The organism is Paenibacillus spongiae (assembly GCF_024734895.1).
In the GTDB taxonomy this organism is placed as follows: Bacteria; Bacillota; Bacilli; order Paenibacillales; family Paenibacillaceae; genus Paenibacillus_Z; species Paenibacillus_Z spongiae.
This window is the reverse complement of the sequence record NZ_CP091430.1, coordinates 6,983,994-7,002,500: the sequence shown is the minus strand read 5'-3', so window position 1 is coordinate 7,002,500 and position 18,507 is coordinate 6,983,994. Positions and strand designations below refer to the sequence as shown.

Genomic DNA, 18,507 nt, shown 5'->3' with positions numbered 1-18,507 from the left:
TAATACCTGTGAAGATGCAGGTTACCCGCGACAAGACGGAAAGACCCCATGGAGCTTTACTGCAGCTTGATATTGGACTTTGGTACGATCTGTACAGGATAGGTGGGAGCCTGGGAAGCCGGAGCGCCAGCTTCGGTGGAGGCACCGTTGGGATACCACCCTGATCGTATCGGAGTTCTAACCTGCCACCCTGAATCGGGTGGAGGGACCGTGTCAGGCGGGCAGTTTGACTGGGGCGGTCGCCTCCTAAAAAGTAACGGAGGCGCCCAAAGGTTCCCTCAGAATGGTTGGAAATCATTCGTAGCGTGCAAAGGCATAAGGGAGCTTGACTGCGAGACCTACAAGTCGAGCAGGGACGAAAGTCGGGCTTAGTGATCCGGTGGTACCGCATGGAAGGGCCATCGCTCAACGGATAAAAGCTACCCTGGGGATAACAGGCTTATCTCCCCCAAGAGTCCACATCGACGGGGAGGTTTGGCACCTCGATGTCGGCTCATCGCATCCTGGGGCTGAAGTAGGTCCCAAGGGTTGGGCTGTTCGCCCATTAAAGCGGTACGCGAGCTGGGTTCAGAACGTCGTGAGACAGTTCGGTCCCTATCTGTCGTGGGCGTAGGAAATTTGAGAGGAGCTGTCCTTAGTACGAGAGGACCGGGATGGACGTACCGCTGGTGTACCAGTTGTTCCGCCAGGAGCACCGCTGGGTAGCTATGTACGGACGGGATAAGCGCTGAAAGCATCTAAGCGCGAAGCCCCCCTCAAGATGAGATTTCCCAATTTAGTAAGACCCCTGGAAGACGACCAGGTTGATAGGTTCGGGGTGGAAGTGCAGTAATGCATGCAGCTGACGAATACTAATCGGTCGAGGGCTTATCCTACAAGCTTTCACGGAGTGAAAGTCTGCTTCGGAAGCATATGCTTTAGATGTAAGAGTTACGCAAACTCGTATCCAGTTTTGAAGGTGTAACAAAACACCTGAAACGTTTGGTGGTAATGGCGAAGGGGAACCACGCGTACCCATCTCGAACACGACCGTTAAGCCCTTCAGCGCCGATGGTACTTGGACCGCAGGGTCCTGGAAGAGTAGGACGTCGCCAAGCACGAGGAACCGACCGCATTTGCGGTCGGTTTTTTGTTGATTATAGATGTACTCTTTTCTTTCACAGTAATCAAGTTATATAAGATGACAAAAGCGGATCAGTATAAGGTGCAGGATCTCATGGATGGCTTCAAGAACGTTTGCCACCAATCCGGCCATGTAGAAGCCATCACGGCTTTCTTGCAGCAGCTGATCGGACAAATCCAACAAACGAAACCCGCAGGAGAGAGAATATTTGGAAAGAGGCCTGATCTATGCGATCAACCTCCGCATGGATCAGGCCTCATTTTATTTAGGATGCCGGGGTGGCTGAGCTAGAGCTGCCGGTTAAAGGGGGTAACCACTGCAGTTGCATATCATCGGTTTGAAGCAGTTGTTTGAGCAGCGCGATACTAACAAAAATCCGATTATCGTAAATACGCATTTCGTTCTCGCCTATGGTTAGGGATTGACCGCGGTATGTAAGCTGATAGGTTCGCTTGGCGGCAGGACCGGCGGATCCGGAGGATAGCGCGATGTTCATCTCGTTCATGATGGATGTTAAAGGGACGAAATTATTAATGCCGCTTACGATTGCCATAGGCAATGAATATCTTGTTCCATCCACGATAAGATCCGCTTCGTTGGCGTGAACGAACTGGGGCTCCACTTCCGGAAGTGACCGCACATCCAGATCGGACGGCGGGGTAACCGTGACTTCCATTGGCGCGGGCTCTGCGGCGAATCGCGTATTTTCCTCGACGACGCCTTTGGAAAGCCGTTTAATACCGGTCTTCAAATCGTATATCCATACTTTCCGTTTTGGTGTATTGTCCACATACAGAATCTCGTTGGTCTTCGGATTGATTCGCCAAAGCTGTCCGTCGAGCAGATGCTCAAACGTACCGGTAGAAGGATTGTACTCCGTAATTTCCACCGTTCTTGTGTCCTGATTATAGCGCTGAGAGAGGAGTCTGTCGTCATTCGTCCAATGAAACCGATATTCGCCGCGCTGGCTGCTCCGCCAAATTTCACGTATGACGCCGGTCTTGCGATCCTTTAACCAGATGCTGAACTGCCGTTGCGACCCGTTGTCAGTTGATATGTAATCTTCCTGTTCCCGTAAGGCATAACCCCGTCCTGGTGAAATCGTATATGGCTTGCCATAGACCAACGTATTATCGGTATTGTCATACAAGAGTGTGCCGAACAGGGGAGCGGTTACTGGCTTATATTGTTCAAGGACGGAATGCGACAAGTCGATGCGGGCAAGGGACTCATTGCCGTTCTTCCAGGCGAAATTATAGCCTTTGGGAAGCTTGCTCCAGGTGCTATCCTTCTCTTTGAAAATAATATATCTCTCGCCCTCATCGTTAGAAGCGTTGAAAAATAGCGTTCCTGTCCACGGATCCTTGAAGGCGAAGGAATAATGGATTGTCCAGGCTGCAAGGGGATTTGAGTCATTGAGATAAAATGCGGCTGACGCTGCTGAAGGTATAGTCATTGGCAGAGAAGCGGTGAGAACGGCGATAGAAGCGGCAAGCAGCAACCGACTTTTTAATGCGACTTTCATGTAGCGGACACGACCTTCCCTAGTTTAGATAAAAACATTCTATTCAAGTAATTATCCGCATGAAGCTCAATTGATCCACCCGACGACCGGATTATGGAAGCCGAGTTTTTGTAAATGGCCCGTATTTATGAACAGCCGGTCGCTGTAGATATGCACCTCATCACTCTTTATCGTGATGGCTGCAGTTGCCCGTTGGATGGTGTAGGAATTCCCTTGCGGAGACTTGTTCGTCGTCACTTCAAGACCTAAATCGTCAATCAGAGGACGGACAGGCACGTATACGCTGTTCCCGCCAATAAAGGCATAAGGAAGGGCATACTGTTGATCATTAATATTCAGAACGGCTTCATTCGCATATTCGAAGGCGGGTTTGAACTCGGGCAGCCGATCAACGTCAGGCAAAGACAGTGTGATCGCGGCTTTCGGATCATCGGACGGAACGGGCTCCGGGAATAATGCCAACTTCTCGGATTCGCTGACCAACGTCCGTTCCTTTCCTGTAGACAGGTTGTAGATATACCAGATTCGCCCAGGTTCATTCTTCACAAATGCGATGAGGCCGGCGTCTGCATTAATACGGCGAATTGTTCCCAGCATTAAACGTTTGACCGTTCCCGTGTCCGGACGCCCAATAACAATCTCGTTCTCCTGGGCCGCGTCGTTGAATCGGTCGGTCACGAATGAACCATCCTTCAACCATTGAAGGCGGCGGTAATCGAAGGGTGAAACATCCATTTGGCGGATAACGCCGGATTTCTGATCTTTGAATAGCAAGAAGTTGTTCGGTGGAAACGTATAGGGACTTTCTTTGCGTATGCCGTAGGCTTGGGAGGGTGACCATTCATAAAGGCCGCCGCTCACGATTGCTTGCCGTTCGAAGTTGAAGTAAAGGTTATCGAATTCATTTCGTGCAATCATATAGGTAGGTATGATTGCGGCGGCTGATGAACCGGGCAGATTCCATACTTGCGTATACCTGGACGGAAGCTTCGACCAAGCGCCCTCGGCGTCTCGCATAAGAATACGGCTTTCACCATTATTATAGACATTAACCAGTACGGTACCTGTACGTTGATCTTCATAAGCATATGAATAGCTCCATGATAAGGCGCTGCTTGACTGACCCTCTGCTTGTTCTGCCTGTGCGGAAAGAGGAGCGGCAAAAGGAGCTTCTGAAAATCCGCCGAGCAGTACAGGCGTTATAACAGCAGCGCCGATCCATTGCTTCCAATGACGACCGGCTGAGCGGGACGTCTTCTTCATGGCGGTGCCTCCTTGTAGATCAGTTTGTTTCGACGATAACCGGGGAAGGCCGGAAACTCTTGGCGTTACTTATGGGAATGACTACTAGACGGCGAGTGGAATATAAAGGTTGCATAAGCCGGATACGTATAAATGCCCGCCAACCGCTAAAGCTAAAAAGGAGACAGGATTTGATGGCAATCCTCTTGACCTTTTGGTAAAAACGCGTATAATAAAGTTAAAGTCAAAGAAAGTCAAAGTCAATGAAATCTGATTAATTAGACTTTTTTGATTTTTCAAGATGCTCAACGTAGTTTCTGTCAGCAGTAAGGAGGTTAGTGAAATGCGCAACATTTCCGATCTCATCGAGCAGTATTTGAAGCATATGCTGCAGGATAGCCCAGAAGGCGCGGTCGAAATTCAGCGCAACGATTTGGCAGACCGGTTCTCATGTGTTCCGTCGCAAATCAATTACGTGATCAGTACCCGCTTTACGCTGGAGAAAGGTTACCTCGTTGAAAGCAAACGAGGCGGCGGAGGGTACATCCGGATCCAGCGCGTCGAACTGCCTACGCTGAAGATGATTCAAGGGCATATCGCACAAACGATCGGATCCGAGGTGGATCAAACGGCTGCGGAAGGCATAATTTATCAACTGGAAGAAGCAGAGCTGATTTCCAAACGGGAAGCTAATTTGCTGCGGGCAGCGGTATCGCGTGAAGCCATTGCGTTGATACTGCCTACGCGTGACGAGGTTCGCGCAAGACTGCTCAAGGCAATGCTCATTACGCTGCTTGCGAAGTAAGTGGTTATGTTCCGCAGCACAGGTTATGCTTTCGAAGCGGGTTTTGCTTCGCGAAAATTTAGGGTAATACTTACAAAGTGAGCATGGTATTGCAAATCGAAAGCTAATGCTTACGAAGAGTTTCGCTCCGCAAAACTTAGGGCAATGCTGCGAAGTGAGTTTTGCTCCGCAAAACTTAAGGTTATGCTTGCGAAGTGAGTTTTGCTCCGCAAAACTTAAGGTTATGCTTGCGAAGTGAGTTTTGCTCCGCAAAACTTAAGGTTATGCTTGCGAAGTGAGTTTTGCTTCGCAAAACTTAAGTTTATGCTTACGAAGTGAGTTTTGCTTCGCAAAACTTTTAAGCGTATGATTTCGATATTGAGTTTTGCGTCCGCGAAACTTTAGGAGGGATTACGCGACTTATGATCTGTCAAGAATGCGGTAAGCGCCCGGCGACGCTCCATTTCATGAAAAACGTCAACGGGGAGAAAACGGAATTTCATTTTTGCGAATCATGCGCAAGGGAGAAGGGCGAAGGTCTCGCAAGCCCTGCAAGCGGATTTTCCATCCATAGTCTTCTTTCCGGCCTGCTCGACTTCGAGACCCCTGGGGGTGTCGGCGGACTGAGCGCCAAACCGCAGGCACTGCGGTGTGATAATTGCGGTTTGACGTACGGACAGTTCAGCAAAATGGGACGGTTCGGCTGCAGCAATTGCTACGACCAATTCGGCGATAAGCTGGATCCGATCCTGAAACGTGTTCATGGGAATACCGTTCATGTCGGGAAGGTTCCGAAGCGTTCAGGCGGACAAATTCAGCTGAAGCGCGAGATCGAGAATCTTAGACATGAGCTTCACGACCTGATAGGACGCGAGGAATTCGAGCATGCGGCTAAGATCCGCGACCGAATCCGCGAATTGGAGCGAAGCGTCGCCGAGACCTAACACGTCGCCAGTGAAGGAAGGAGGAATCGCCTTGTCGAATCGTTCATTTACACAGCATGCGCTTAGCGATTGGATGCAGGGCACCGGACCCGATGCCGATATTGTAATCAGCAGCCGCGTTCGCATTGCCCGAAACCTGCTAGGGCATCCGTTTCCGATGCTTGCAACCAATCAACAATCGCAGGAAGTCATGGAGCGCCTGACGTCAGTCGGTAATTCGGGACGATTGAATGAGATCGGCCGATTCGAGACGATCCCGTTATCCGACCTGAACGAGCTGGAGCGAAGAGTACTGGTCGAGAAGCACCTCATCAGTCCTAACCTTGCGAATGAGTCGAGGTGCGGCGCACTCGTTCTGAGCGATAACGAATCGGTCAGCATCATGGTGAATGAAGAGGATCATCTGCGGATTCAATGCTTGTATCCCGGTTTTCAAATTAACGAGGCCTGGGAGCTAGCGAGCCGCATTGACGATATATTCGAAGAAGAGGCCGATTACGCGTTTGATGAACGCCGCGGGTTTTTAACAAGCTGTCCGACAAACGTCGGAACGGGGATACGGGCATCGGTCATGATGCATCTGCCGGCGCTTGTGATGACGCAGCAAATTAACCGCATTTTGTCGGCTATTACACAAGTCGGGCTCGCTGTTCGCGGGATGTACGGCGAAGGCAGCGAGGCGCTTGGCAATCTGTTTCAAATTTCGAACCAAATTACACTCGGGCAGTCTGAGCATGAAATCATCGATAATTTGCACAGCGTTGCCAAACAAATTATCGAGCATGAACGGGCGGCGCGCGAGCGGATGATGCAGCAGGAGTCGCGGGTGCGGCTGGAGGATCGGGTGTTCCGGTCCTACGGGATTTTGTCGCATGCATCGATCATGGATTCGAAGGAAGCTGCTCAGCGGCTATCCGATGTTCGCTTGGGGATCGATCTCGGCTTAATTCGGGATGTGTCGCCGCAGGTCATGAATGAATTAATGGTATTAACACAGCCGGGTTTCCTTCAGCATACATTCAATGAGAAGCTGAACATGGATCAGCGGGATATCCGGCGTGCAGAATTAATCCGCCAGCATTTGGGGCGTAAATCCGATCATGGGGGTGTGTGAACATGATGTTTGGAAGATTCACCGAGCGTGCGCAGAAGGTGCTTGCGCTTGCACAGGAGGAAGCGGTTCGTCTCGGTCATAACAATATCGGTACAGAGCATATTTTGCTTGGCTTGAATCGGGAAGGGGAAGGCATCGCCGCCAAGGCGCTGATCGGTCTCGGTTTAAGTTTGGAGAAGATTCAGGACGAAGTGGAAACGCTAATCGGCCGCGGTCAAGAGCAGCCTACGAATATTGCCTATACACCGCGTGCCAAGAAGGTTATTGAGCTGTCCATGGATGAAGCCCGCAAGCTGGGTCATACCTATGTGGGGACTGAGCATATCCTGCTGGGCCTCATTCGCGAAGGCGAGGGTGTGGCCGCCAGAGTGCTGAACAACCTGGGGATCAGCCTAAACAAAGCCCGCCAGCAGGTGCTGCAGCTGCTTGGCAGCAGTGAAGCGGTATCGAGCAATCACGGCTCGCCGTCGAATGTAAGTACGCCAACTCTGGACGGTCTTGCGCGGGATCTGACCGCATACGCGAAGGAAGGCAACCTGGACCCAGTTATCGGGCGCAGCAAGGAAATTGAGCGCGTCATCCAGGTTCTCAGCCGCCGGACGAAGAACAATCCGGTGCTGATCGGTGAGCCTGGCGTCGGTAAAACGGCCATCGCCGAAGGACTGGCTCAAAAAATCATTGCCGGCGAAATTCCCGAGACGCTGCGCGATAAGCGCGTGATGACGCTGGATATGGGTTCGGTCGTCGCAGGCACGAAGTATCGCGGCGAGTTCGAAGACCGTTTGAAGAAAATTATGGATGAAATCCGTCAAGCCGGGAATATCATCTTGTTCATCGATGAGCTGCATACGCTGATCGGAGCAGGCGGCGCCGAAGGTGCCATAGATGCTTCCAACATCCTGAAGCCGGCGCTTGCCCGCGGTGAGCTGCAGTGCATCGGGGCAACGACGCTTGACGAATACCGCAAATATATTGAGAAGGACGCGGCTCTTGAGCGCCGCTTCCAGCCGATCACAGTCGACCAGCCATCGCCGGAAGAAGCGATTCAAATTCTGCATGGCCTGCGTGACCGCTATGAAGCGCATCACCGCGTGAAAATTACCGATGAGGCGATCGAGCAAGCCGTTAAGCTGTCCGACCGCTACATTACAGACCGGTTCCTGCCGGATAAAGCAATCGACCTGATCGACGAGGCTTCTTCCAAAGTCCGGCTCAAGTCGTACACGGTACCGCCTAATCTCAAGCAGCTGGAGAACCGTCTGGACGATATCCGCAAGGAGAAGGATTCCGCGGTGCAAAGCCAAGAGTTCGAGAAGGCAGCCGCACTGCGCGACACGGAGCAAAAAATCCGTGAAGAGCTCGACTTGACGAAAAACCAGTGGAAAGAAAAACAAGGGCGCACGGACTCCGAGGTAACGACCGAGGATATTGCGCAGGTCGTTGCAAGCTGGACCGGCATTCCGGTGAGCAAGCTGGCGGAGGAAGAAACGCAGCGGCTGCTAAAAATGGAAGAGATTCTGCATGATCGCGTAATCGGCCAATCTGAAGCAGTCAAGTCGGTATCGCGTGCGATCCGCCGTGCGCGTGCAGGTCTGAAGGATCCGAAGCGTCCGATCGGCTCGTTCATTTTCCTCGGCCCGACCGGTGTCGGGAAGACGGAATTGGCACGGGCGCTCGCCGAAGCGATGTTCGGCGACGAGAACGCGGTTATTCGTATCGATATGTCCGAATACATGGAGAAGCATTCGACCTCCCGTCTTGTCGGGGCGCCTCCGGGATATGTCGGTTACGAGGAAGGCGGCCAGCTGACAGAGAAGGTTCGCCGCAAACCGTATTCGGTCGTGCTGCTTGATGAAATCGAGAAGGCGCATCCCGAAGTGTTCAATATTCTGCTGCAGGTGCTGGAGGATGGCCGTCTGACGGACTCCAAGGGCAGAGTGGTCGACTTCCGCAACACCTTGATTATTATGACTTCAAACGTTGGCGCCGATCAAATTAAACGAAATTCTTCGCTCGGCTTTACAGCCGTCCAGAATGCGGGGCATGACTTCAATGTGATGAAGGATAAAGTGCTTGCAGAACTGAAGAAGAGCTTCCGTCCCGAGTTTCTGAACCGGATCGACGAGACGATCGTGTTCCATGCGCTGGAGCAAGAGCACATTGCGGAAATCGTAACGCTGATGTCCGACGAGCTGCGCAAGCGTCTGCGCGAGCAGGAAGTGGACTTCACGCTTACCGACGCGGCGAAGAATTTCCTTGCGAAGGAAGGCTTCGATCCGCAATACGGAGCGCGTCCGCTGCGTAGAGCGATTCAGAAGCATATCGAGGACCGGTTGTCCGAAGATCTGCTGATGGGTAAAATTAGCAAAGGCGACACGCTCGTCATTGACGAGAAGAATGGCGAATTGACCGTTACGCATAAGGAACCCTTGACGGGCGAAGTCGCCGAGGGAGAGCCTGCAACGAAATACCGAGCCTAATTTCCAGCATACAAGGTGCCCCCGATCGGGGGCACCTTGTTGTGTTGTTGCCAGGTTGACCGGCTCCTATTTGTTTCTGCTCCGAAGGATTGATAAACTAGAAGAGACAAGTTAAGCAGGGAGGGATATCTGTGATCATCGTTATGAATACGATTAAAGTGAAGAAGGGCCACGGGGAAGAGGTCGCGATGCGGTTTCAGCGTTCGAAGGGCGTGGATCAGCAGCCGGGTTTCGTGCGTATGGAGGTATTGTTTACGGAAGGCCTGGAAGAGTACGACGAGCTGAAGGTAAGCACGACTTGGGAGAACAAGGCCGCTTTCGAAGGCTGGGTGAACAGCGATAATTTCAAGCAGGCGCATGCATCCCGGTCAGGGGCTGGAGGTCAGTCAGGAGCGCCGCAGGGCGAAAGCGTGATGCTGGGTTCGAAGATGACGACGCACCGTGTGCTTGTATCCCGCCTTGCTGGAGCAGATGCATAACGACAAATTGTTCTCGTACATCCACTAAAGTTCCTTCTGCGTCTACGACGAAGAAGGGACTTTTTTGGCGTTTATCCCGGGTTACCGGTCTTGATTGTTAAAGATTATATTAAATTTTAGATGGATCATTCATTATCATGGCAAGAAACGAACGTTTATTCCTATTTTTCAAGCTAGAGGCTTTAACCGGACTTGAATAAATGGTAAACTTTGAAGGTAGCATTAATCGTAAAAGGAGCCGTCGATGGCAAAACTTAAAACAAAATTCGCGTGTACCGACTGCGGCACGGAGTCTCCGAAATGGCTGGGTAAATGCCCGGGCTGCGGTGCATGGAACACCATGGTGGAAGAGAAAGAAACGGTCGTTAAGACGCAGGGACAGGGCTCTTCGCTCATTCAGACGAAAGAAAAGCCGCTTTCCATCATACACATAGATAGTGGTCAGGAACCGCGTATTGAAACCGCCTTACAGGAATTGAACCGGGTGCTGGGCGGGGGTGTGGTTCCAGGGTCGCTTATACTGGTGGGCGGCGACCCCGGGATCGGCAAATCGACGCTCCTCTTGCAGACATCGCATGCGCTGGCTGTAAAAGGTTTAACCGTCTTATATATTTCCGGCGAGGAATCGGTCAAGCAGACAAGGCTCCGGGCGGACCGGCTCGGTGCATTGACCGATACGCTGTATGTATTATGTGAGACGAATATGGAGCAAATTAATGAGGCCATTGAATCGGTCCAGCCTGATTTTCTCGTTATCGATTCCATACAGACGGTGTATGAGCCCAGCGTATCGTCCGCACCCGGAAGCGTCTCTCAAGTAAGGGAATGCACGGCTCACTTCATGCGGGTCGCCAAAGTACGGGGCATTGCGACGGTGCTGGTCGGGCACGTGACGAAGGAAGGGGCGATCGCAGGCCCGCGGCTGCTCGAGCATATGGTGGATTGCGTGCTCTACTTCGAGGGAGAACGGCATCACTCCTACCGGCTGCTTCGTGCCGTGAAGAATCGTTTCGGCTCCACGAACGAAATCGGGATCTTCGAGATGGGGGAGGCAGGTCTCCGGGAAGTAAGCAACCCGTCCGAGCTGTTCCTGTCCGAGAGGCCGCTCGGCGTGTCGGGGTCAACCGTCGTGGCAAGCATGGAAGGGACACGTCCCGTGCTCGTGGAGCTGCAGGCGCTTGTCGCTACAACGAATTTCCCGTCACCGCGCCGGATGTCGACGGGCATCGATCATAACCGGCTGTCGCTTATTATTGCGGTACTGGAGAAACGGATGGGGATGTTTCTTCAGACGCAGGACGCTTACTTGAACGTAGCCGGCGGTGTCAAACTGGATGAACCGGCCGTCGATTTGGCGGTGGCGGTCTGTATCGCTTCGAGCTTTCGGGACGCGCCGACCAGACCGTTCGACGTTGTATTCGGCGAGATCGGCTTGACTGGCGAAGTGCGTGCCGTGTCGCGTGCGGAGCAGCGGGTGAAGGAAGCCCAGAAGCTTGGTTTCAAGCGTATCATTATGCCAGAGAAGAGCTTGAAGGGCTGGAGTCCGCCCACCGGCATTGAAATTATAGGCGTAGAGACGGTTGCGCAGGCGCTTGCGGCAGCACTCGGATAAGGGGGCAGATGATGAAAGAGCCTAATCAACTAGAAATTATGAACCAGCTATTACAGATGGTCGCGCCCGGAACCGCGTTTCGAGACGGACTTGAGAACGTCCTGCGGGCAAAGACAGGTGCGCTGATCGTGGTGGGATACAGCCCGGAAGTGATGGAAGTTGTCGATGGCGGCTTTTCCATCAATTGCGACTTTTCCCCCAACTATCTATACGAGCTTGCAAAAATGGACGGCGCCATCATTCTGAGCGAAGATCGCAGGCGCATTCTGTATGCGAATACCCAGCTGATCCCGGACAGCTCCATCGCATCCAGCGAGACGGGGATCCGTCACCGGACAGCGGAGCGGGTAGCCAAACAGACAGGGAAGCTGGTCGTGTCCATTTCCCAGCGGCGCAATATTATTACCTTATACCAGGGGCAGCTGCGGTACTCTCTGAAGGATATGGCCGTCATTCTGACCAAGGCGAATCAAGCGATTCAAACGCTGGAGAAATATAAAGCGGTGCTGGGCCAGTCGTTCACCAATCTATCCGCGTCGGAATTTGAAGAGCTTGTAACGCTTCAAGAGGTTGTACATGTCATTAAACGGGTAGAAATGGTTATACGGGTGAAGATGGAAATCAAACGCTACGTCAACGAGCTGGGCACGGAAGGCCGCCTCATCAGCATGCAAATGGAAGAGCTGGTCGGAGGCGTGGAGGAAGAGCTGTGGTTCCTTCTCAAGGATTACGCCAAGGATGCGAGCGAGGAGCGCATCCGGGAAATCCGGGCCGCCATACGGAAATTAACGTCTGATGAGCTGCTCGATTCGCCGCCGATTATCAAGCTGCTCGGTTACGCCGGTGTCGGCTCCGCGGCAGAAGAGACGGTTGCTCCCCGGGGATATAGACTCCTTAGCAAGATCCCGCGTCTGCCGGCAACGATCATGCATAATCTGGTGGAACAGTTCGATCACCTGCCGCATATTCTTATGGCTACGATCGAAGAACTGGATGCGGTGGACGGAATTGGGGAAGTCAGGGCCCGTGCGATCAAGGATGGGCTTAAGCGGATTCAAGAACAGATGTTCATTGACAGACAAATCTAAATCCCATACAATGTTAGAATGCGGACAGGTGCTGGTTGCAATTGACAATTACTTTCCGCTTCTGAAAATGCTTTTGGGGTATAGTAAAGATGAGGTGGAGCATAATGTTTACGAAATCGATACCGAGTCTTTTCACAGTGGCGAACTTATTTTTGGGTATCGTCGCCATCATTCTCGTTTTCCCGGAAAATGCGAAGCCCGAAATAGCGGCCATGATGGTGATCATTGCCATGCTGATGGACGGCGTAGACGGCCGGGTAGCCCGCGCGCTGAATGCGCAAAGCGAATTTGGGAAAGAGCTTGATTCACTATCTGATGTCATTTCGTTCGGCGTAGCGCCGGCTTTTATTATGTATAGCGTTGCATTCCAGCAATTAAATCCGGCACCGGCTTGGATTATTACGGCGCTGTTTCCGATATGCGGCGCGCTCCGTCTAGCCCGGTTCAACGTGGTGTCGGGCATGCCCGGATATTTTATCGGCCTGCCGATCCCGGCGGCCGGCGGCGTACTCGCTACGCTTGCCCTGTTCCATAAGGAAATTCCAATCTCCGTGCTGCTTACAAGCACGCTTGTGCTATCGCTGCTTATGGTTAGTACCATTAAATATCCCAACTTCAAAAAAATCGGAATTCCGAAGAATGCGATCTGGGTCGTACCGATCATCGTTGTCATTTCCGTCGTGCTCGGCATTGTATTCCCGAATCACTTATCCAAAATTCTGTTCATTCCGCTCGTTCTATACGCGCTGTATGGCTTAAAAAAAAACGTTGAACGCCGTCTCCCCGGCAGGAAGAAGCGGAAGCGGCGTAAAGAGCTTCAAGAAGAAGGCGTCCATTCGGAGCATAGCGCTTAGCGCATGAAGGATGCCAAAACAAAGAACCGCCTTACTCATCACTTGGATGGGTAAGGCGGTTTTTTTATTGGGATATGGAATGGTTCCGGTATGCGAATCTCTACGTAAGGTTGAATAAACCGAGCGTCGAGCATTTGCCCGATTCTTGAGCGACGACATCGTTCAATTGAATATCGAGTAAATTGCACATCGCGGAAATATAGAACAAATTGCGGCCGAGCTCATTCTTAATGGCATCCCGGCAATGCTCGCATAATTCGCCGTTAATGTGATGGTGAAGTTTCGTCTTGGCCTGCTCCAGGTTAGCGTCGTCCGGATATTCCTGCTTGCGCGCATTCAGTTCAATACATCCGCATTCCGTTACGGACTTGGCAACGGCACGGTTAACGGACGCGCCGGACTGGCTGTATTTCGATAAAACATCCAGCAAGCTGCGGTGTCTTAGCAGCAGTTCCGATACTTGCTGCTGAAATTGCTCCAGTGTCGGGGTGCTCATCAATTCCACCTCATTTCAGGATTAGCAGTGCTACCTTCTATTATAAGCGCCCTTGCCGGCCATTACAAAATACTTTTCTGATGCATTCCTCATGAAAATTGGTTTCCCCTACGGTTAACTGTGACGAGATTGGCACATAATTGTAATGGAGGTGGATTTATGTGATGAAACGAATCATTCAAACCGTCGGATTATTGTTTGGAGCCACGGCGGGCGCACAGTTGTACGACTGGATGAACGTCGGTGCGCTCTGGACGGATTCGACTTACAGAACGTTGCAGCTATCAAGCGGATATTACATGAATGTTGGTATTGGTGCGCTATCCGGCGTGGTGCTGGCTTCAGTGCTGGCGGGCCCCATTATGCGCGGACTGGAACAAGGAGCGCAGCGCGTATCGGCGCTTCCGACGAGTGAAATGCTGTCAGGTTTGGGGGGACTGCTCGGAGGCCTTGCGCTTTCGGCCCTGCTTTATCCGGCTGTATCGGGCTTGACCGGTGCGGGTCTTTTTATACCGGTATGCATGACGCTATTTTTCGGGTATTTCGGACTTAGAATCGGGCTTAGCAAACGGGAAGAGCTTACAGAACAGTTCGCCAGCCTGATGCAGCAGCGGACAAGACCGGTTGCAGTGGAGGAAGGGAGCAGCTACGAGGAGCATAAGATTCTCGATACGAGCGTTATTATCGACGGACGGATCGCCGACATTTGCAAAACGGGGTTTATCGAAGGCACGCTGGTTATCCCTGAGTTCGTTCTGGAGGAGCTGCAGCATATCGCGGACTCGTCGGATCTGCTCAAGCGCAACCGCGGCCGGCGCGGACTGGATATTCTGAACAAGATCCAGAAAGAGCTCGACGTGAAGGTGCTTATTTACGAGGGAGACATGGAGGACGGCGAAGTCGACAGCAAGCTCGTTAAGCTGGCCAAGGTGCTCAAGGGAAAAGTGGTTACGAATGATTTCAACCTGAATAAGGTTTGTGAGCTGCAGGGCGTCTCGGTGCTGAACATTAATGATCTGGCCAATGCCGTAAAGCCGGTCGTGCTCCCGGGTGAAGAAATCGTCGTACAGGTGATCAAGGACGGCAAGGAGCATGGGCAAGGCGTTGCTTACTTGGACGATGGCACGATGATCGTCGTTGAAGGCGGCCGGGATTATATCGGCACGACCATGGAAGTGCTCGTAACGAGCGTTCTGCAAACTTCTGCGGGACGAATGATTTTTGCCAAGCCGAAGCTGTTGGAAAAAGCGCTGTAACACGGTATGATAGTAATCGTGTGATATCTCCTGGCGGGATGTCGAGTTTACGGCGAGGCGGTTGAAGGGCAATGGCAGGGATGAAGGCTGAATGGGGCGTCGTCGTCGTGGCGGCTGGGCGCGGAACGCGAATGGGCAGTGCAGAGAGCAAACAATACTTGCTGCTTCGGGACAAGCCCATCGTGGTTCACACGCTTGAGCGCTTTGAGTCGATGGACGAGGTCGCCGAAATCGTGGTTGTTGTCGGTGCGCATGATGTCGAGCGCGTCGACGCGCTTGTGAACGAATACGGACTAAGCAAGGTTAAGGCGGTCGTATCCGGCGGCAGCGAAAGGCAGCATTCCGTAAGCCGGGGCCTTCTGGCGATGAATAGCGAATGGGTGATGGTCCATGACGGCGTTCGTCCGCTCGTAACGGGCGATGCGGTGCGCGCTTGCATGACGGAAGCGAAGCGTTCGCAAGCCGCGGTATTGGCGGTGCCTGTGAAAGATACGATCAAACAAGTAGATGAGAACGGCGTCATCGTGGCAACACCGGACCGGCGAAGCTTGTGGGCGATACAAACGCCGCAGGCTTTTCGTCGTTCCCTGCTGCTTGAGGCGCATGAACGGGCCGAGGCGGAAGGCTTCCTGGGGACGGATGACGCCGTCGTCGTCGAACGCTTCGGCGGCGTGCCGGTGACCGTCGCGGAGGGCGAGTATACGAATATAAAAATTACAACGCCGGATGATCTGCCTTATGCGGAATTTTTACTTGCACAGCGGGAGGAGTAATCCGGGTTGCGCTTTAATCTCACTTGCGTAGAGGTGACGACAGACGGGTAATCATGAAGGGAGAGTGCGAGAATGATTCGCGTAGGACAAGGATTTGATGTGCACCAGTTAGTAGAAGGACGGCCATGTATTATCGGCGGGGTCACGATCCCGTATGAGAAAGGGCTGCTCGGACACTCCGATGCGGACGTCCTGCTTCATGCGGTGACCGATGCGATATTGGGGGCGCTGGGACTTGGGGATATCGGCAAGCATTTTCCCGATACGGACCCTCAGCATAAGGATGCGGACAGCTTGAAGCTGCTTCTTCAAGTATGGGAGTTGGCCAAGGAGCGGGGCTACAAGCTCGGCAACATCGATTCGACCATTATCGCGCAGCGTCCGAAGATGGCTCCGTATATTCCGCAGATGGCGGAAGTAATTGCGCGTGCGCTGGAGGCGGATGAGCTGTCCCAGGTGAATGTAAAAGCGACGACGACGGAGCAGCTCGGATTTACCGGCCGGGGCGAAGGAATTGCGGCACAATCGGTTGTCTGTCTCGTAAAAGCTGTGCTATGATCGTTGGATAAATGAAGGAACACAGAGGAGCTTGAGGAATATGTCAGATCAAATTCGGGTCCGGTATGCCCCTTCCCCAACGGGTCATCTACATATCGGCAATGCAAGGACGGCGTTATTCAATTATTTGTTTGCCCGCAGCCGCGGCGGCAAATTTATTATACGGATTGAAGATACCGATGTGAAGCGGAACATCGCAGGCGGCGAAGAAAGCCAGCTTACTTACTTGAAATGGCTGGGCATCGATTGGGATGAAAGTGTCGATATCGGCGGGGGATACGGTCCATACCGCCAAATGGAGCGGCTTGATCTGTACCGCAGCTATTGGCAGGATCTGCTCGACCGCGGACTGGCCTATAAGTGCTATTGTACGGAGCAGGAGCTCGAGCAGGAGCGGGAGGAGCAAACGGCGCGCGGCGAGATGCCGCAGTATTCCGGTAAGCACCGCAATCTGACGATCGAACAGCAGCAAGCGTTCGAGGCCGAAGGACGCATACCGAGCATACGCTTCCGCGTTCCGGACGGTAAGACCTATACGTTCAATGATATGGTGAAAGGGTCGATCAGCTTCGAGTCCGAAGGCTTCGGCGACTTTGTCATCGTGAAGAAGGACGGCATTCCAACATATAATTTTGCCGTGGCGGTAGACGATCATTTGATGGCGATCAGCCACGTGCTGCGCGGCGAGGATCATATTTCGAACACGCCTCGCCAGCTTATGATCTATGAAGCGTTCGGATGGGAGCCGCCTCAGTTCGGCCATATGACGCTGATCGTGAATGAGAACCGCAAGAAGCTCAGCAAACGGGACGAATCGATCATTCAATTTATCGAACAATACGATGCGCTAGGGTACTTGCCTGAGGCGATGTTTAATTTCATTACGCTGCTCGGCTGGTCGCCTGAGGGCGAACAGGAAATCTTCACGCGCGAAGAGCTGATTCAAGTATTCGATCCGGGACGCTTGAGCAAGAGCCCGGCCGTCTTCGATGCGAGCAAGCTAAGTTGGATGAACAACGAGTATATGAAGAAGCTGGAGCTGCCGCGCTTGCTCGATCTTTGTTTGCCGCATCTGCAGAAGGCCGGCCGGCTGCCTGAGGAGTTGGATGAGAGCGGCCGTGCATGGGCAGGCGCACTCGCAGCGTTGTACCAGGACAAGCTGCGCGCTGCCTCGGACATCGTGCCGTTGACGGAGCTCTTCTTCCAAGCTGAAGTAACCGAGGTGGAGGAGGAAGCGAAGCTTGTGCTTGCGGAGGAGCAGGTACCGGCTGTTCTCGGCGCCTTCGCGGATCTTGTGAAAGCGATGGAGAGCTTCGAGGTTGAAGGCATCAAGTCGGCAGTCAAGGCCGTTCAACAGGCTACGGGCTGCAAAGGGAAACAGCTGTTCATGCCCATTCGGGCGGCTCTGACCGGGCAAACGCACGGTCCGGATCTTAACCAGACGATCGCGCTTCTGGGCAAGGAGAAAGTTCTTGAGCGTCTGCAGGCGTTAATAGGCTAAAGGTAACGACGGCAGCCGATTCGCAAGACTGTTAACGCCTGCGCGGCGAATCTGCGTGTTATTGCGTAATCTTGGGCTTCTGAGGCACTTGTCAGTAATGCGGGCGTCCGCTATACTTGATGTACGTTACATGAATCGGTCTAAAGGCTTAGAACAGGAACGTTCATTTCAACACGGGAATTGACAGAGAGGGCGACCTTTCGAAGCGGAGCCGCTGCAAACCACGCATGAGGGAGTTGCTGCGATTTCGTATTCGGATGGGTGGGAGTCGCCTATTCCTTGAGATGCAACATTGCGCCTGGGAGCCGCGCTTTCCGATCCGACCGAGCAGCAGTATCTATCCCGGCGGGATAGAGGATATGCTGCAAAGGGCGGGGTAGGGGGTGCCGATCGTCCGCGTTAAGGACACGTTGAGAAGGGCGGATGCCAGGCATTCGATTCCCGAACAAGCAGAGTGGAACCGCGTACCAACGCCTCTGCAGCCATAGGGCTGTAGAGGCGTTTTTTTTTTATAAATTGAAGCAGTATCGGCTGTCGCGGTTATTGCTTATATCTGGCCTCCACTCCACAGAACAGTGTCTGCCGTTTCTTCTTGATTCGAATGCTATCTTGAATTGTTCACCGCCAATCAGCCGATGCTGAACCTATTGGCAGTCCCAACGTTGGAAGGAGTCTTGA

Annotated in this window: 15 protein-coding genes and 2 rRNA genes (1 of these 17 cut by a window edge); 14 read left to right on the top strand and 3 right to left on the bottom strand. The window is 52.7% G+C overall.

The annotated features are described in order from the left end of the window. A 23S ribosomal RNA gene (locus tag L1F29_RS31545) occupies positions 1-875 on the top strand (it extends 2,056 nt beyond the left edge of the window). Positions 876-980: 105 nt separating this feature from the next. Then, positions 981-1,097, top strand: a 5S ribosomal RNA gene (rrf, locus tag L1F29_RS31540). Between the two features lie 291 nt (positions 1,098-1,388). Here the strand turns inward: rrf and L1F29_RS31535 are convergent. Continuing rightward, positions 1,389-2,648, bottom strand: coding sequence for a hypothetical protein (locus L1F29_RS31535; RefSeq protein ID WP_258385923.1), 1,260 nt, complete (start codon positions 2,646-2,648; stop codon positions 1,389-1,391). Positions 2,649-2,714: 66 nt separating this feature from the next. Next, positions 2,715-3,911, bottom strand: coding sequence for a TolB-like translocation protein (locus L1F29_RS31530; protein WP_258385922.1), 1,197 nt, complete (start codon positions 3,909-3,911; stop codon positions 2,715-2,717). Positions 3,912-4,233: 322 nt separating this feature from the next. Between L1F29_RS31530 and L1F29_RS31525 the strand changes: the two genes are divergently transcribed. The 8 genes from L1F29_RS31525 (at position 4,234) to pssA (ending at position 13,245) form a co-directional block, all read left to right on the top strand. After that, the gene (locus tag L1F29_RS31525; protein ID WP_258385921.1) at positions 4,234-4,695 is read left to right on the top strand and encodes a CtsR family transcriptional regulator; all 462 of its coding nucleotides are present in this window, start codon (positions 4,234-4,236) and stop codon (positions 4,693-4,695) included. 401 nt (positions 4,696-5,096) lie between these two features. Continuing rightward, complete coding sequence (mcsA, locus tag L1F29_RS31520) at positions 5,097-5,618, top strand: protein-arginine kinase activator protein McsA (RefSeq protein WP_258385920.1); 522 nt, start codon at positions 5,097-5,099, stop codon at positions 5,616-5,618. Positions 5,619-5,691: 73 nt separating this feature from the next. Then, the gene (gene mcsB / locus L1F29_RS31515) at positions 5,692-6,732 is read left to right on the top strand and encodes a protein-arginine kinase McsB (protein ID WP_373876577.1); all 1,041 of its coding nucleotides are present in this window, start codon (positions 5,692-5,694) and stop codon (positions 6,730-6,732) included. A 2-nt stretch (positions 6,733-6,734) separates the two neighbouring features. Next, a complete protein-coding gene (gene clpC, locus L1F29_RS31510) occupies positions 6,735-9,212 on the top strand; it encodes an ATP-dependent protease ATP-binding subunit ClpC (protein ID WP_258385918.1) in 2,478 nt (825 codons plus the stop codon). Between the two features lie 131 nt (positions 9,213-9,343). Next, a complete protein-coding gene (locus tag L1F29_RS31505; RefSeq protein WP_258385917.1) occupies positions 9,344-9,691 on the top strand; it encodes an antibiotic biosynthesis monooxygenase in 348 nt (115 codons plus the stop codon). Positions 9,692-9,935: 244 nt separating this feature from the next. Next, positions 9,936-11,303, top strand: coding sequence for a DNA repair protein RadA (gene radA, locus L1F29_RS31500; RefSeq protein ID WP_258385916.1), 1,368 nt, complete (start codon positions 9,936-9,938; stop codon positions 11,301-11,303). Positions 11,304-11,314: 11 nt separating this feature from the next. Further along, positions 11,315-12,391 carry a DNA integrity scanning diadenylate cyclase DisA gene (gene disA, locus L1F29_RS31495; protein WP_258385915.1) on the top strand — a complete coding sequence of 359 codons (1,077 nt, stop codon included), beginning with the start codon at positions 11,315-11,317 and terminating at the stop codon, positions 12,389-12,391. 104 nt (positions 12,392-12,495) lie between these two features. After that, entirely contained in the window at positions 12,496-13,245 is a 750-nt protein-coding gene (pssA, locus tag L1F29_RS31490; RefSeq protein ID WP_258385914.1) for a CDP-diacylglycerol--serine O-phosphatidyltransferase, read from the top strand. 100 nt (positions 13,246-13,345) lie between these two features. Here the strand turns inward: pssA and L1F29_RS31485 are convergent, their stop codons facing one another. Next, positions 13,346-13,741, bottom strand: a complete 396-nt coding sequence (locus L1F29_RS31485) for a nucleoside triphosphate pyrophosphohydrolase family protein (protein ID WP_258385913.1) — start codon at positions 13,739-13,741, stop codon at positions 13,346-13,348. Between the two features lie 164 nt (positions 13,742-13,905). Here L1F29_RS31485 and L1F29_RS31480 point away from each other — a divergent pair, with 164 nt between their 5' ends. From L1F29_RS31480 to gltX, 4 genes are all read left to right on the top strand, one after another. Beyond that, positions 13,906-14,997 (top strand): PIN/TRAM domain-containing protein, encoded by a 1,092-nt coding sequence (locus L1F29_RS31480; protein ID WP_258385912.1) that lies wholly within the window; start codon positions 13,906-13,908, stop codon positions 14,995-14,997. Between the two features lie 80 nt (positions 14,998-15,077). Beyond that, complete coding sequence (gene ispD / locus L1F29_RS31475) at positions 15,078-15,770, top strand: 2-C-methyl-D-erythritol 4-phosphate cytidylyltransferase (protein WP_258389869.1); 693 nt, start codon at positions 15,078-15,080, stop codon at positions 15,768-15,770. Between the two features lie 72 nt (positions 15,771-15,842). Next, on the top strand, positions 15,843-16,328 hold the full coding sequence (gene ispF / locus L1F29_RS31470; protein ID WP_258385911.1) for a 2-C-methyl-D-erythritol 2,4-cyclodiphosphate synthase: 486 nt from the start codon (positions 15,843-15,845) through the stop codon (positions 16,326-16,328). 40 nt (positions 16,329-16,368) lie between these two features. Then, on the top strand, positions 16,369-17,829 hold the full coding sequence (gene gltX, locus L1F29_RS31465; RefSeq protein ID WP_258385910.1) for a glutamate--tRNA ligase: 1,461 nt from the start codon (positions 16,369-16,371) through the stop codon (positions 17,827-17,829). Positions 17,830-18,507 lie beyond the last annotated feature (678 nt).